A 14,717-nucleotide genomic window follows, 5' to 3' on the forward strand; every position below is an offset into this window, starting at 1 on the left:
GTAGGCGATTTGTCATTTAACTAGAAACATGAAGGATGACATTTCCTTTCTTGCGTCCGGTCTCGACATACCGGTGTGCCTCGATCGTTTGTTCCAGCGGATAGCGCCGGTCGATGACCGATCTGATTTTTCCGGCCTCGAAGAGCTCTTTGAGAAAAGCCAGATTTTCTTTCTTCTGCTTGAGGCCGGCAGCGGTAAAGATCGCCTTCTTGCCGCGGGACTTTGAAGTCAGAAGCATGGACAGCATAGCTCCGCCGCTGGGAACGGTAGAAAGATAAATGCCTTGCGGTGTGAGGGAGCCTCTGCACTCGGAGTAAGTACGCTTGCCTACCGCATCAAAAATAACGTCATAGGTCTGATCGCCCCGAGTGAAATCCTCCTTGGTATAATCGATTACCGTTCTCGCCCCCAAAGACTTCACCAATTCAAAGTTACGGCTGCTGCATACGCCGGTTACTTCGGCTCCGTAGTACTTGGCAAGCTGTACGGCGTAAGCGCCAACCGCCCCGGATGCTCCGTTAATAAGCACCTTTTGCCCCGGTTGAATTTTGGCGTGATCCCTAAGAAAGATTAAGGCCGTTAAGGCTCCGTCGCATAAACCTGCGGCTTCATCGTAACCCGCATTGTTTGGTTTAAGAAACACCGGCTGGTCTTCGGGTAAACAGACGTATTCCGCGTAAGTTCCGAAGCGATGGGGGCTAATGCCGAATACCTGATCGCCTTTCTTGAACAACGTTACATCCTTGCCAACCGAATCAACCTCGCCGGCAAACTCGACGCCCAGAATAGGATGCTTGGGGTTTCTCAGCCCATAGAGGAAACGGATGAAAAAAGGATCCGCTCTCCGGAAGGAGCAGTCGGAGGGGGTTACGACGGCCGCATATACTTTTATCCGTATTTCTTGCTCTTTGGGAGCGGGGATCTCTACATCCTTAAATTGAAGCACCTCCGGCGTTCCATATTTCTCGCATACGATCGCTTTCATAAAAATTCCCCCTTAGCTGTTTTTACCAAGTTTATGCATAATGTAAATTAAAGTATTCTTTATGTCAAGTTAACTTTACATATATGGGCTGGAAGAAAATTAGTTCCCTTTACTTCCGTAGGATGGGAATGTCATCTTATTGTTTCTTTCAGCATAGAACATTCATATATGTAACATATATTGTTAATTTAATGATATAAACTACAAGTATGAAGGGAGTTTTATCCAAGAAATTTGCCGAATCATATCGAAAAATGCCCTTTGAAAACCAATTAATGAGACGAATTTCCTCATTTTCTAATTTTAATGTCATGTATATTGACGTGAAGATTTGACCGCCCCTATAATGAGGTTGCGAACAATGGTAACACATTCCAATTTAATGTTCGTAATTAGAAAGAAGAACTGGGGAGTGGAGAGATGAAAAGGAAATGGTTTTATCAGACAGGGGTTGTGGCGGTAGCGCTGAGCATGCTGCTGACAGCCTGCGGCAACAACAATGAAAAACCGGCATCCACGACAACCGAGAGCAGTTCTACAGAAGCTTCGGGAAATACGATTAAGGTAGGGGTCTTGCATTCTTTAAGCGGTACGATGGCGATCAGCGAAGTATCCGTTCGCGATGCGGAAATGATGGCAATAGAGGAAATTAACGCGGCAGGCGGCGTGCTTGGCAAGAAGATCGAAGCGATTCAGGAGGATGGCGCATCCGACTGGCCGACCTTTGCCGAGAAGGCGCGCAAGCTGCTCTCCGAAGATAAAGTCGCAACGGTATTCGGAGGATGGACGTCCTCCAGCCGCAAAGCGATGAAGCCGGTGTTCGAGGAGCTTAACGGTCTGCTCTGGTACCCGGTGCAATACGAAGGTCTCGAAGCTTCCCCTAACATCTTCTATACAGGCGCTACAACGAACCAGCAGATTGTTCCGGCCGTTGACTGGCTGCTTGAGAACCGCGGCAAGAAATTCTACCTGCTTGGCTCGGACTACGTCTTCCCTCGTACGGCAAACCTGATCATCAAAGAGCAATTGAAGGCAAAAGGCGGCGAAATGGTCGGAGAGGAATATACGCCGCTTGGCCATACCGACTACAGCACGATTATCAGCAAAATCAAAGAAGCAAAGCCGGACGTTGTATTTAACACGCTTAACGGCGACAGCAACGTAGCCTTCTTCAAGCAGCTGAAGGATGCGGGGATCACGGCCAAGGATATTACGACGCTGTCCGTATCGGTAGCGGAGGAAGAAATCCGCGGGATTGGCGCCGATGTTCTGCAAGGACATCTGGCAGCGTGGAACTATTACGAAACGACGGATACGCCGGCGAACAAGACGTTCGTCGAAAATTATAAGAAGAAATACGGCGAGGACCGCGTGACGGCTGACCCGATTGAAGCGGGCTACACCGCGGTATACCTGTGGAAGGCTGCGGTGGAGAAGGCAGGCTCAACCGACGTGGATAAAGTCAAAGCCGCGGCGAAGGATCTCGAATGGGATGCTCCGGAGGGCAAAGTGAAGATTGACGGCGAGAACCAGCATATTTACAAAACGGTCCGAATCGGCGAGGTGCAGGCGGACGGACAGTTCAAAGAGCTGTGGAATTCGGGGAATGCCGTAATGCCGGATCCGTTCCTGAAAGGCTACGACTGGGCGGCAAGCATTAAGCCAACCGACTAACAAGCGGAAGTAAGCGGAACAGCAAGGATGAAGGGAGAGTATTCGACAGAGTTAGGCTTCGGATACTCTCCTTTTGTATAACCCCAAAGGAGTTGAAGGCATATGGAGGTCATTACCCTGCAGCTGTTTAACGGGCTGAGCGTCAGCTCGATTCTGCTGCTGATTGCGCTTGGCCTGGCCATTACGTTTGGGCTGATGAAGGTCATCAATATGGCGCATGGCGAGCTCATTATGATTGGCGCTTACTCCACGTATTTGACGCAAAATATGTTTAAAAACGAGTTGCCAAAGTCGATGTTTGATTGGTATTTCGTGCTTGCGATACCGGTCAGCTTCCTGATCGCCTTCCTATTTGGCCTTATTCTTGAGATGAGCCTAATCCGGTTTCTTTATGGCCGGCCGCTCGACAGCCTGCTCGCCACATGGGGTGTTGGTCTGGTGCTGCAGCAGCTTGCGAGATCGATCTTTGGCGCTCCTAACGTTGCGGTGACGAGTCCGACCTGGCTGGATGGCGGGGTTAACTTTCTTGGTGCGGTCCTTCCTTATAAAAGGCTGTTTATCATCGGGCTTGTTATCGTTACTCTGCTTGCGATGTACTTCTATATTTACCGCAGCCTGGAGGGGCGCCGAATGCGGGCGGTTATGCAAAACCGCGATATGGCGGCATGCCTTGGCGTATCCACCCGCCGCGTTGATGCGATGACCTTTGCAATTGGTTCGGGAATTGCCGGCATCGCCGGCTGCGCGCTGACGCTGATTGGTCCAATTGGGCCATCGCTTGGCACTTATTATATTGTGGATGCGTTTATGGTGGTTGTGCTTGGCGGAGTCGGCAAGCTGGTGGGCACCGTGCTTGGTGCGCTCGGAATTGGCGTCTTTAACACGATGTTCGAATATTGGACGAATGCATCGCTTGGCAAAGTGCTCGTGTTCATCTGCATCGTTGCTTTCCTGCAATGGAGGCCAATGGGATTTGTCGCCATGCGTTCGCGTTCGCTTGATTCATAGAGAGAGGTGGAGAAGCAAATGTTGACGATGCGAAAACTTTCTCCCCAGCGTTTATGGCTGCTTGCCTGCTACGCGGCTGCTGCCGCTGCATTGTTCTCGGCTCCGCTTTATTTAAGCGACTTCCGATTGAACCTGCTTGCGAAGTTTCTGGCGTTTGCCATTGTTGCGCTTGGTCTGGATCTGATCTGGGGCTATACCGGTATTCTAAGCTTGGGGCACGGTATCTTCTTTGGATTAGGCGCCTATGCGATGGCGATGTATCTGAAGCTTGAGGCAAGCGGCGGTAAGCTGCCGGACTTTATGGGCTGGAGCGGATTAAGCGAGTTGCCGATCTTCTGGAAGCCGTTCGAGAGCTTTGGCTTTGCCGTGCTGATGGGAATCCTAATACCTGCTGCGCTGGCGTTGTTTCTGGGGTATTTCACCTTCCGCAACCGGATTCGCGGCGTGTACTTCACTATTCTTACGCAGGCTCTCGTTATTATTACGACAACGCTGCTGGTCGGACAGCAGGCCTATACGGGCGGGACTAACGGCGTCACGGGGTTCAGCAAAATATTAGGCGAGCCGATCGCTTCGCCGGATACGAAGCGGATGCTGTATTGGGTGACGGCAGCCGTGCTGGTGGCCGTATTTATACTATGCCGTTATGTGGTGAAAAGCCGGTTCGGCAAAGTGCTTCGCGCGATCCGGGACGGGGAGAACCGGGTCCGGTTCATCGGGTATAATCCGGCGGTCTACCAGATGGTTGTGTTTACGATGTCGGCGGCTATCGCCGGTATTGCAGGAATGCTGTTTGTGCTGCATGTCGGCATAATCTCGCCTTCCATGATGGGAATTGTGCCTTCCATTGAGATGGTGCTGTGGGTTGCGATCGGCGGGCGCGGAACCTTGATCGGCGCAGCGCTTGGGGCGGTGCTGATGAACTGGGCAAAAAGCGAGTTCAGCACCACCTATCCGCAGGGCTGGACGTATTTTCTCGGCGGCGTGTTTATTCTGGTTGTTGTCTTTCTGCCTAACGGGGTGGCGGGCCTTGCCGCTAAGCTGAAGTTCCGCAAGAAGAAAGAGGAGAGGAGTGAGCCGGAGCATGAGCGAGTCGAGTATTCTGCAATGTAATGAGGTGACGGTAGCTTTTGACGGCTTCAAGGCCATTCAGGGAATGAGCTTGCATTTGCGGAAAGGGGAGCTCCGCTTCCTCATTGGGCCCAACGGTGCCGGCAAAACGACGATGCTGGACGTGATCTGCGGCAAAGTAAAACCTACTGCGGGGACGGTTACCTTCAAGCAATCCATTGATATCGCGAAGAAAAAAGAACATCAGATCGCTGAGCTTGGCATCGGCCGCAAGTTCCAAGCGCCGTCGATTTTTCCGTCGATGACGGTGTTTGAGAATCTCGAGATTGCCATGCGCCAGAAGCGCGGCGTATTTACGGTGCTGTTCGCCCGGATGAAGGCGGAGGAACGGCAGCGGATCGAGCAGCAGTTAGTTATGATTGGGCTGCAGGATAAGGCGGATTGGCGGGCAGGCGGCTTATCGCATGGCGAGAAGCAATGGCTCGAGATTGGCATGATGCTGCTGCAGGAGCCGGAGGTGCTGCTGCTGGATGAGCCGGTAGCGGGCATGACGGATAAGGAGACGGATAAAACGGGCGAGCTGCTCATCGAAATCGCCCGTCAGCGTTCGATTGTGGTTGTGGAGCATGACATGGAGTTTGTCCGCAACTTCGCCAGCAAGGTGACGGTTATGCATGAAGGAAAGCTGCTGAAGGAAGGCTCGATGGAAGAGGTGCAGGGCGATGACCGAGTAGCGGAAGTATATCTCGGGAAAAGGCGGGATGCGGATGTTAGCCGTTCAACAGCTTGAAGCGGGATACGGGGAAAGCGTGATTTTGCGTGACGTGACGCTGAGGGTCGAGCCGGGGCAAGTCGTCTGCTTGCTTGGGCGCAACGGTGTCGGGAAGACAACGCTGATGAAAAGCATTATGGGACTGCTCAAGGCGCGGAAAGGAACCGTTGCCTACAACGGGCATGAGCTGACGAAGGCCGCGCCGGGACGCCGCGCAAAGAGAGGAATTGGTTATGTGCCGCAGGGACGCGAGATTTTCGGGCAGCTCACCGTGTATGAGAATATATTGGTCGGCCTTGAGGCAACGCGCGAGAAGATGGCGGCACGTTCTATTCCGGAGGAGGCGATTGCCAAGTTCCCGGTGCTGCCAACGATGTATAGCAGGCGCGGCGGGGACCTGAGCGGCGGACAGCAGCAGCAGCTGGCGTTCGCGCGGGCTCTCGCGTCAAAGCCGGATCTGCTCTTGCTCGATGAACCTTGCGAAGGCATTCAACCGTCTATCGTTGACGATATCCGCGATGTCATCCGCTCCATTAAGGCGGATGGCAAGACATCGATTCTGCTTGTCGAGCAGAGTCTCGATTTCGTGAAAAGCGTCGGCGACTACTTTTACGTGCTGGATAAGGGGGCAATCGCCTGGGAGGGCGGCCTGGAGGATTTAAGCGACGAAGTGATTAAAAAGTATTTGACGGTGTGAGAAAGCGGAAGGGGATTGAACGGCTGCAGCTGTAAGGAAGGTCTAGCGGGCTGATGCTACTGCTAGCTGCGGTACGTTGCACGAAATGCAGGATATTTGCCCAAATGGGACGGTATTGGCGAAATTGGTTGCATAAAATGCATTATAATTCGCAGATTTGGGGCCAATTGGGCCCGTTTTCTCTAATATCCTGCACTCTGTGCAGGATATTTTCATTTCACGCGCTAATCGCATGATTATACTGCATTTTGTACAACGTAGGCGAACCGCTGCGCAACTACAAAAAGAACAGACCTCTCTGTCCGTCAGGAGGTCTGTTCTTTTCTCGTATGAAAAAGTGCTTCCTTAAGACTCTATAAGCTCCAAAGGCAAAAAGGCATATTCGCCGTTTCTGACTAAGCTGCCTTTGCGAATGGGGATAGGATGCTTGAAGAGTGGGCCGTCGATAACGGTCGTATGGAATTCGCCGCCTTCTCCGCATGGGTCAATTCCGCGGGAAAGAAGCTCCTGGATGTAGTCGTGAGTTAATACGCGTCCCAAATCCTCTTCCTTCATCCCTAATGATAAATTGACCGTGACAACAACGGAGATGAATCCGAGATTAATAAACTCTTCAACAGCCTCCAGATGATCCATTTCCCATAACGGCATCCCAAGCTTTAGGCCGGCGATCCGGGTGACCTTGTCATGCCAACAGTCTTGGACAGGCATATCCAAGTCTCCCGTGACTAACACTTCGGCGCCTTGATGCTTGGCTTGTTCCAGAAGGGCTATAAATTCCTTTTCGTAATCCTCCCAGCTTGCGGCCGCCGTAAATACGGGTAAGCCGATGGATTCAGCTTGGGCGCGGATAAGCTTTGGAGGCATGCCATGAGATCGGGAGCGTTTTCCTTCTTCCTCCATCATGACGATAAGCCCAATCGGTTCTCCAACCTTTATGGATTTATACAGCGCAAGAGTGCTGTCTTTCCCTCCACTATAAGAGGCTATAAACTTATGCCCATGGACTCCGTTTTTCCAGTTCACTGTTTCCTTCATTTTCTTGGATCTCCTTTTATTATGCTCAGTGAATTTTAACACGATTTGCTGCGGAATGATCAAGATGATCGCATTAACGGAGTGAAGAAGGAAGGCGTTTATACTTGCAAAAACAAAAAGAGTCCGTCCCTGATGGGGAAAGCCTCTTTTTGTTGTTAGGTTATCATATTCATCGGCGGAAAAGTTCATTGTTTGTGAGGTTTCCCGCTGATCTTATCGTCCTAAAAGGTGGATAAAAAAGCGATAGTGAAGTTTGCCGCCTTATAAATACGACCACCTTTATTAATAATGAGGCTAGCCTCATTATGGTTCTAGATCCTGCCTTAATGGCTGCAATTAACGCAATTAAGCACATTAATTAATGAGTTTCCTCACTTCGAGCGAAGCGAACGAATGCGCAGCCATCAGCCCAATGGAGCCCGTCTGCACGCTACCTGGCTTATTTCATTCCCGAGATCGAGAAGTTCTCGATAATATGTCTTTGGAAAATGATAAAGATGACGATAATCGGGATGACCATAAAGGTGGAGCCAGCCATCTGAAGCGCGAAGTTGCCGCCGTATTGTCCTTTGAGCAAGGTCAGGCCAACGGACAAGGTGTACAGCTTCTCGTCGTTCGCGATAATGAGCGGCCAGATAAAGCTGTTCCAGCCGGCGATAAAAGCGAGAATGCCCTGTACCGCGAGAATAGGCTTCGAGATCGGAAGCACGATCTGCATGAAGGTCCGAAATTCGCTTGCGCCGTCCAGTCGCGTTGCCTCAAGAAGCTCGTCCGGAATCGTCTGCATGAACTGGCGGAACAGGAAGATGCCGAAGGCGCCGACCAGACCCGGCAGGATAATGCCCGCCATCGTGTTGGTTAAGTGCATCTCGTTCAGTATTAGGTAGATCGGAATCATCGTAACCTGACCGGGAATCATCATGGTAGCCAGTACGAGATAGAACAGGACGCTGCCGCCCTTGAATCTATATTTCGCGAACCCGAAGCCGGCCATGGCGTTCAGGAACAGTCCAACAAAGGAGAACACGACGATGATCAGCGTGTTTTTCAAGTAAACGCCAAAGTTCATTTCGGTGAACAGGTGTTTGAAGTTATCGAACGTAGCATCTACAGGCAGGAAGGTGGGAGGGATATTCTGCATCTCCGCTTCCGACTTGAAGGCGGAGAGAATCATCCATATAAAAGGCAGGATGACCAGGATTCCGCCTATGGTGAGCAGCGCGCCAAGGGCCCATTTCAACGCCAGGTCGCTTTTGGCTGCGCCAGATCCAGATTTTGCATGTGCGCTCATTTGTTCACCTCCTCCTTATAGATCCGTATCTTTGCCCTGCAGCTTGAACTGCAAAAGCGTGATGAGAATGATTGCGAAGAACAGTACGAATGAACCTGCAGCCGAATAGCCGAAGTGGCTCAGCTGGAAGCCGTTGTGATAGATAAACAAAGCTACGGAGGTCGTGCTGTCCAGCGGACCGCCGTCCGTCATAATAAACGGCTCTTCAAAGAATTGGAGCCAGCCGATCATCGTTGTAATGGACACGAAGAAGATCGCGAAACGAAGCATCGGAATCGTAATGTACATGAGCTGCCGGAAGTTGCCGGCACCGTCGAGCTGAGCCGCTTCGTAATAAGACTTCGGAATACCTTGCAGCGCCGCGATAAAGATGATCATGTTCAGACCAATCCCGCGCCATGCGCCCATAATAATCAGCGAGATTTTCGCCATGATCGGATCCTGAAGCCATGGTACGGCCGGCAGATTAACGGCATCAAGCAAATAGTTCAGCAGACCAAAAATTGGGTTGTACAACAATGTCCATACAACCGCGACCGCAACAACGTTCGTAACGGAAGGCATGTAGTAAATGACGCGGAAGGCGTTAAAGATCCGGTTGCCTCCGAAGTTAACGATAATAGCAATGAGAAGGGAGCCGATCAGAATAAGCGGCACACCGATAACGACATAAAATAATGTATTTAAGATGGACTTGCCGAACACGGGATCAGCCAATACGTCCACATAATTGTCGAGTCCAACGAATGAAATATTCGACCAGTCGGCAAGACCGGCAAGGTCCATGTTCGTAAAGCTGATAACAAGAGCGACGACAATCGGTAACAATGAAAACAGTATTAGTAATATAAGCGCGGGAGCGATAAAGAAATAAGGCGCTTTGCTCTGAGAATATCCTTTCATCCATGCTTCCTTTCCTTTGCGCTTCTACCGCAAAAAATTAATGGCAAAACATAACCGGCAGCGTTTCTGTTTAGGTTCAGAAGTGCTGCCGGTGCTTGCTTCCATTCCAAGATACTGCTGTTACTTGCTCAGAATATCGGTAGCTTTCTTGTTAAAGCTGTTCATTTCGTCTTGCGTCTTCGTTTGGCCGCGGTAGACCTTCTCGAACGAGTTCAATGCTTCTTGCGCAACTTGCTCCCAAGGCTTCAGCAGCGGCATTGGCTCGGAGCTCTTCATTTGCTCGCCGATTACTTTCAGGTTTGGATCGCTAGTCAGCGCCGGATCTTCCCAAGCTTTTTTCGTGGAAGGCAATGCGTTTGCAAGCTCAAGCCATTTAAGCTGTGTTTCAGGCTTGCTCATGTAAGCAAGGAATTTCATGGCTTCTTCTTTATGGTCGGTATATTGGAAGACGGACAAGTTGGAGCCGCCAAGCGCCGAGATGTTGTTTTCCTTCGCAGGAAGAACCGCGGTTGCCCATTTGCCTTTCAGTTCAGGAGCTTGATCGTTAATCAGCTTAACCATCCAAGGACCGCTGATGAACATTGGCAGGATGCCGTCGCCTTTGAAGCCGGCTACGATGTCGATGCCGAGGTCAAGCGGAGCGTCTCCGTCTTTGAAGAAGCTGTTCAGGTAATCAACCGCTTCTACGAATTGCGGCTCGTTGAACAGCGGCTTGTTGCCCTCGATCAGCTTGGAACCGTTCTGGCGAGCGAACATGAACATAAGAGTCTGTTCTTTTACGTCAAGGCTGATGCCGTATTTGCCCGTGCCGCGTGCTTTCAGCTTGTCCGCCGCGTCTTTCAGCTCATCCCAAGTTTTTGGCGCTTGGTCGTAGCCGGCTTCCTTCAGCAGATCCGTACGGTAGTAAAGAACGCGAGTATCGATATACCAAGGTACGCCTACGGTTTTGCCGTCGTATTTCGTTGTATTCAAGGAGCCGTCATAGAAGTTGCTGTCCGCAAGCTCCGGGTAGTTAGCGATATCGGAGGACAGGTCCATCAATGCGCCGGCGTTAGCGAATTCCGGAATCCAAGTTGTACCCATTTGCACAACATCCGGGCCTTTTTTCGATGCGACAGCCGTCAGCAGCTTGTCATGCGCCGTGTCCCAAGGAAGCGGCTGAACATTGATTTTGATGTCCGGATTTTCGGCTTCGAATTGCGCGGCGATTTTCGGAAGGGATTTCGCTTCTTCGCCCATGCCCCATACGTTAAGAGTAACTTTTCCTTTGCTGCCTTTGCCTGTGCTGCCTTGATCTGCGGTGCTGTTGTTGTCTGCTTTATTTCCGCCGCAAGCGGATAGAATGCCCATGAGCAGGACGGAGCCTGCGAGCGTAGCGGTAAGAGATTTTTTGAATGTCATAATAAAAACAAGACCTCCCCATGTTGTCGGTTGTTAAAAAATAGTATGCAGTGGCAATGCTTCAATTATTCGGCTTTGCTCTATAGGTAAGCGTGGCCGTCGTATTCGCTTCTTGAGTCAATCCTCTGTACGAGAATCGTTTCGATAGCGCCCGATTCCCTCCTTCTCAGATGTTCTTCAGGACAATCAACTGCGTTTAATTCTAGGTTAATTCGTTGTAGAAACGTTTCAACGACATTATAGATCAGAGCATAAGCGCTTTCAAGTATTATTTTTTTACACAATGGAATTAATAGAAACGTTTCTATTTATCCTTTTTACAAGGTTGACGACCCTGAATTATTTGATTATAATCCTGTTCTAGGTATAATCGAAACGTTTCTATAGTTGATTTTGACTTCATCGGTGTGAAGAATATAACGCGAATAGGCAATCCTACACGTAACCATTTCGGCGATAACATGAGGTTGGACAAATGGGGAGGCATTATTGAAATAATGGAGACAGCAAAAAGCACGATCCGTATGGAAAATGGGGAACTGGCATTCGATTTCTGGAGCAGCGGCGATCTGTTTGTTGCCCGGTCTGGAGAAACGATGCTGAATCAGGTCATGACGCATCCGGTTGACGGATCCATGAACAACCTTTATCTGCGCAAGCATACAGAGGAAGGAATCCGCTTCGAACCGCTGCTTGGCATTCGCTCAACCAGCCGTTTGACGAAAGCCGGCGATAAGCTGGTCTGGGATGGAGCAGCATTTGGCGGCGAATTGAAATACAAGGTTACTTTTACTTTAACCAAGACTGGCATCTGGTTCTGGGACGTAACCGTTCAAGGCAGCGATGCAACGATTGACGTTGTCTACGGACAAGATCTTGGTCTTGGGGATACCGGGGCTGTCCGGACGAACGAGGCGTATATCTCTCAATACGTTGACCATAAGGTATTCCGGGATGAGCAGCTTGGTTATGCGCTTTGCTTCCGGCAAAACCAGCCGATGGGGGGCGCTTTCCCTTATATGCAGCATGGTTCGCTGACGGGAGCAGCAGGCTACTCGACAGACGGCTTCCAATTCTTCGGCTTAAGCCATAAAGAGACCGATGTGCCGGAAGCGCTGCTGCAGCCTACGCTGGCGAATGAAATTTATCAATATGAATTCACGTATGCAGCCCTTCAGACTCCGAAGACTCAGGTTCAAGGCGAATCTCGCTTCGTATTCTACGGACTGTTCAAGAAGGATCATCCTTCGGCGGTTGAGAAGCTGGAATACTTCGAAGAAGTGCTGGAGGCATGGAAGCAGATAGAGTCCGCCGACAAGACGCAGCAAGCTGAGTCGGAAGAGACTTATCCGAAGGTTGTCGTATCGTCTGCGATCGGATCGCCGCTTCGTACATTGTCTATGGATCCGGAAGAGGTCAAGTCGATGTACCCGAACCGGAAGCAGGAAGAATTCCAGGACGGTCAACTGCTATCCTTCTTCACCGAAACGCATGAGCATGTGGTGCTTAAGGAGAAGGAGCTGCTTGTCGAGCGTCCGCATGGCCACATCCTGATGTCCGGCGGCAATGACCGCATGACGGATAACGTGATGACGACGACTTCTTATATGTACGGGATTTTCAACTCGCAGCTTCTTGCTGGCAATACGAATTTCCATAAAATGATAACCAATGCTCGTAACGCGCTTAATGTGCTCAAAACTTCCGGTCAGCGCATCTATGTTGAAGTTGACGGCGTTTATCGCTTGCTTGCGATGCCTTCCATGTTCGAGATGGGCTTCAACTATGCGAAATGGTTCTATAAGACGGCGGACGATACGCTTGTCATTACGAACTACACAACGGTGGATTCGCCGGAGGTCCGTCTGGAGCTTCGCTCGCAGAAAGGGCGCAGCTACCGGTTTAAAGTGACGAACCAAGTGTCGATGAATACTAACGAATACGAGCTGCCTTACTCCATGGAAGAGAAGGACGGCGTGCTGATCTTTAAGGCGGACAGCCGGTCGCAAAGCACTAAAGTGTTCCCGAACCTGCAATACCGTATGCGCGTAGACGGTGCGGCGGTAACCGCTCTGGACGAGAGCGTGCTTGCCGAAGGCCTAACGCCGGGTGCGGCATCGCTTGTTGTTCTTGAGCTTGCGGCAACTTCGGCTTGGACCATGACGGTTCAAGGGCTGCTGCAAGGCGAAGATCTGCCGTTTGAAGAAACACAGGCGGCAGACGAGATCGAGCGCTATCGAGCCTTTTTGCGTCAGGTAATGAACGGTTTCCAGCTGTCCCATGACGGCGATGCGCAGGACGAACTCGCCAAAATGAACTCGCTCGCATGGTGGTATACGCATAATATGCTTGTCCACTATTCGGTGCCTCATGGCCTGGAGCAATACGGCGGAGCGGCTTGGGGTACGCGCGACGTATGCCAAGGACCGGCGGAATACTTCCTGTCCACGCATAAGTACGAGCAAGTGGCGGAAATTCTGAAGACCGTTTACTCGCATCAATACGAAGACGAAGGCAACTGGCCGCAATGGTTTATGTTCGACCGTTATTACCAGATCCAACAGGAAGAGAGCCATGGCGATATTATCGTATGGCCGCTGAAGGTGCTCGGCGATTATCTGGCCGCGACCAAAGATTACGGCATTCTGGAGCAGCGCGTTCCTTACTCGATCCGCCATACGGGCGAATTCACGGCACAATCCGCAACTTTGCTTGATCATGCGATCAAGGAAATCGACTACATTAAAGAGCATTTCCTGCATGGCACGCATCTGTCCTCCTACGGCGACGGAGACTGGGACGACACGCTGCAGCCGGCAAATGCACAGCTCAAAAAATACATGATCAGCAGCTGGACGGTTTCGCTGACTTATCAGGTTATCGCTCAATTCGGCCGCGTGCTGGAAAGCTTTGATTCCGCGCTTGCGGAGGAGCTTGCGCAGCTGGCGGCAGGCATTCAGACGGACTTCAACCGCTATATGCTTGCGGAAGAGATTATTCCGGGCTTTGTCTACATGGAGAAGCCGGAGGAAGCGAAGCTGATGCTGCATCCGACGGATACAACTACGGGTATCCAGTACCGTCTGCTTCCAATGACGCGCAGCATGATCAGCGAGCTCCTGACGGAAGAACAGGCGGAAGCTCACTACCGCATTATTAAAGAGAAGCTGTACTGTCCGGACGGCGTACGTCTGATGAACCGGCCTGCGAATTACGCGGGCGGCGTCAGCGTGAACTTCAAGCGCGCCGAACAGGCCGCTAACTTCGGACGGGAAATTGGCCTGCAGTATGTCCATGCGCATATCCGTTTCGTGGAAGCGATGGCGAAGCTGGGTAAGACGGATGAAGTATGGAAGGGACTTTTGACAATCAACCCGGTGGGTCTTCGCGATGTTGTGCCAAACGCCGAGCTGCGTCAAAGCAACTCCTACTTCAGCAGCTCCGACGGCAAGTTCATGAACCGTTACGACGCTCAGGAGCGCTTCAGCGAACTGCGTGACGGCAGCGTGCAGGTGAAGGGCGGATGGCGTATTTATTCGAGCGGCCCGGGAATCTATATGAATCAGTTGATCTCGAATGCCCTCGGGATTCGCCAGCTTGGCTGCGACCTTGTTGTCGATCCGGTATTGCCGGAGAAGCTGGACGGACTCGCGTTTGATTTTGGCTGGAACGGCAAGCCGGTTACGTTTGTCTACCGACTTGGCGGAGGAGCAAGCGTAAGCCGCATCCTCATTAACGGTCAGGAAACGGAGTTTACCTATACGGATAACCGTTACCGCGATGGCGGCGTGCGTATTACGGAAGAACAGCTGACTGCAAGTCTGCGTCCTGAAGGCAACCGGATTGAAATCATGATGTAATCGGAAGGACTGGTGGT

At 51.1% G+C, this 14,717-nt stretch carries 11 protein-coding genes; 6 read left to right on the top strand and 5 right to left on the bottom strand.

The genetic code is table 11. The annotated features are described in order from the left end of the window. Nucleotides 1–16: 16 nt before the first annotated feature. Nucleotides 17–985: an NAD(P)-dependent alcohol dehydrogenase gene (locus WFJ73_RS25125; RefSeq protein WP_336775690.1), complete on the bottom strand. Its 969-nt coding sequence runs from the start codon at nt 983–985 to the stop codon at nt 17–19. 420 nt (nt 986–1,405) lie between these two features. Between WFJ73_RS25125 and urtA the strand changes: the two genes are divergently transcribed. The 5 genes from urtA (at nt 1,406) to urtE (ending at nt 6,207) form a co-directional block, all read left to right on the top strand. Further along, nucleotides 1,406–2,659: an urea ABC transporter substrate-binding protein gene (gene urtA, locus WFJ73_RS25130; RefSeq protein ID WP_336775691.1), complete on the top strand. Its 1,254-nt coding sequence runs from the start codon at nt 1,406–1,408 to the stop codon at nt 2,657–2,659. Nucleotides 2,660–2,761: 102 nt separating this feature from the next. Next, nucleotides 2,762–3,667 carry an urea ABC transporter permease subunit UrtB gene (urtB, locus tag WFJ73_RS25135; protein WP_336775692.1) on the top strand — a complete coding sequence of 302 codons (906 nt, stop codon included), beginning with the start codon at nt 2,762–2,764 and terminating at the stop codon, nt 3,665–3,667. An 18-nt stretch (nt 3,668–3,685) separates the two neighbouring features. After that, entirely contained in the window at nt 3,686–4,780 is a 1,095-nt protein-coding gene (gene urtC / locus WFJ73_RS25140; RefSeq protein WP_336775693.1) for an urea ABC transporter permease subunit UrtC, read from the top strand. Beyond that, nucleotides 4,752–5,528, top strand: a complete 777-nt coding sequence (urtD, locus tag WFJ73_RS25145; RefSeq protein ID WP_336775694.1) for an urea ABC transporter ATP-binding protein UrtD — start codon at nt 4,752–4,754, stop codon at nt 5,526–5,528. The genes urtC and urtD overlap by 29 nt, the downstream gene beginning before the upstream one ends. Continuing rightward, nucleotides 5,506–6,207: an urea ABC transporter ATP-binding subunit UrtE gene (urtE, locus tag WFJ73_RS25150; RefSeq protein WP_336775695.1), complete on the top strand. Its 702-nt coding sequence runs from the start codon at nt 5,506–5,508 to the stop codon at nt 6,205–6,207. The genes urtD and urtE overlap by 23 nt, the downstream gene beginning before the upstream one ends. A gap of 345 nt (nt 6,208–6,552) precedes the next feature. Here urtE and WFJ73_RS25155 read toward each other — a convergent pair whose 3' ends face one another. The 4 genes from WFJ73_RS25155 to WFJ73_RS25170 all read right to left on the bottom strand — a co-directional run bounded on the left by WFJ73_RS25155 (nt 6,553) and on the right by WFJ73_RS25170 (nt 10,840). Continuing rightward, complete coding sequence (locus WFJ73_RS25155; RefSeq protein ID WP_336775696.1) at nt 6,553–7,245, bottom strand: diphthine--ammonia ligase; 693 nt, start codon at nt 7,243–7,245, stop codon at nt 6,553–6,555. Nucleotides 7,246–7,684: 439 nt separating this feature from the next. Continuing rightward, nucleotides 7,685–8,536 carry a carbohydrate ABC transporter permease gene (locus tag WFJ73_RS25160; RefSeq protein ID WP_336775697.1) on the bottom strand — a complete coding sequence of 284 codons (852 nt, stop codon included), beginning with the start codon at nt 8,534–8,536 and terminating at the stop codon, nt 7,685–7,687. 15 nt (nt 8,537–8,551) lie between these two features. Next, on the bottom strand, nt 8,552–9,439 hold the full coding sequence (locus WFJ73_RS25165) for a carbohydrate ABC transporter permease (protein ID WP_012772565.1): 888 nt from the start codon (nt 9,437–9,439) through the stop codon (nt 8,552–8,554). A 120-nt stretch (nt 9,440–9,559) separates the two neighbouring features. Beyond that, the gene (locus WFJ73_RS25170) at nt 9,560–10,840 is read right to left on the bottom strand and encodes a sugar ABC transporter substrate-binding protein (protein ID WP_336775698.1); all 1,281 of its coding nucleotides are present in this window, start codon (nt 10,838–10,840) and stop codon (nt 9,560–9,562) included. 497 nt (nt 10,841–11,337) lie between these two features. On the opposite strand from WFJ73_RS25170, the gene WFJ73_RS25175 reads away from it, so the two are divergent. Further along, nucleotides 11,338–14,700: a GH36-type glycosyl hydrolase domain-containing protein gene (locus WFJ73_RS25175; protein WP_336775699.1), complete on the top strand. Its 3,363-nt coding sequence runs from the start codon at nt 11,338–11,340 to the stop codon at nt 14,698–14,700. Nucleotides 14,701–14,717: the final 17 nt, after the last annotated feature.

Source organism: Paenibacillus sp. MMO-58 (genome assembly GCF_037146255.1).
Taxonomy (GTDB): domain Bacteria; phylum Bacillota; class Bacilli; order Paenibacillales; family Paenibacillaceae; genus Pristimantibacillus.

Excerpts from the sequence above, each read along its gene's own strand:
- WFJ73_RS25125 (WP_336775690.1), bottom strand. The coding sequence starts at position 985 with ATGAAAGCGATCGTATGCGAGAAATATGGAACGCCGGAGGTGCTTCAA.
- urtA (WP_336775691.1), top strand. The coding sequence starts at position 1,406 with ATGAAAAGGAAATGGTTTTATCAGACAGGGGTTGTGGCGGTAGCGCTG.
- urtB (WP_336775692.1), top strand. The coding sequence starts at position 2,762 with ATGGAGGTCATTACCCTGCAGCTGTTTAACGGGCTGAGCGTCAGCTCG.
- urtC (WP_336775693.1), top strand. The coding sequence starts at position 3,686 with ATGTTGACGATGCGAAAACTTTCTCCCCAGCGTTTATGGCTGCTTGCC.
- urtD (WP_336775694.1), top strand. The coding sequence starts at position 4,752 with ATGAGCGAGTCGAGTATTCTGCAATGTAATGAGGTGACGGTAGCTTTT.
- urtE (WP_336775695.1), top strand. The coding sequence starts at position 5,506 with ATGTTAGCCGTTCAACAGCTTGAAGCGGGATACGGGGAAAGCGTGATT.
- WFJ73_RS25155 (WP_336775696.1), bottom strand. The coding sequence starts at position 7,245 with ATGAAGGAAACAGTGAACTGGAAAAACGGAGTCCATGGGCATAAGTTT.
- WFJ73_RS25160 (WP_336775697.1), bottom strand. The coding sequence starts at position 8,536 with ATGAGCGCACATGCAAAATCTGGATCTGGCGCAGCCAAAAGCGACCTG.
- WFJ73_RS25165 (WP_012772565.1), bottom strand. The coding sequence starts at position 9,439 with ATGAAAGGATATTCTCAGAGCAAAGCGCCTTATTTCTTTATCGCTCCC.
- WFJ73_RS25170 (WP_336775698.1), bottom strand. The coding sequence starts at position 10,840 with ATGACATTCAAAAAATCTCTTACCGCTACGCTCGCAGGCTCCGTCCTG.
- WFJ73_RS25175 (WP_336775699.1), top strand. The coding sequence starts at position 11,338 with ATGGAGACAGCAAAAAGCACGATCCGTATGGAAAATGGGGAACTGGCA.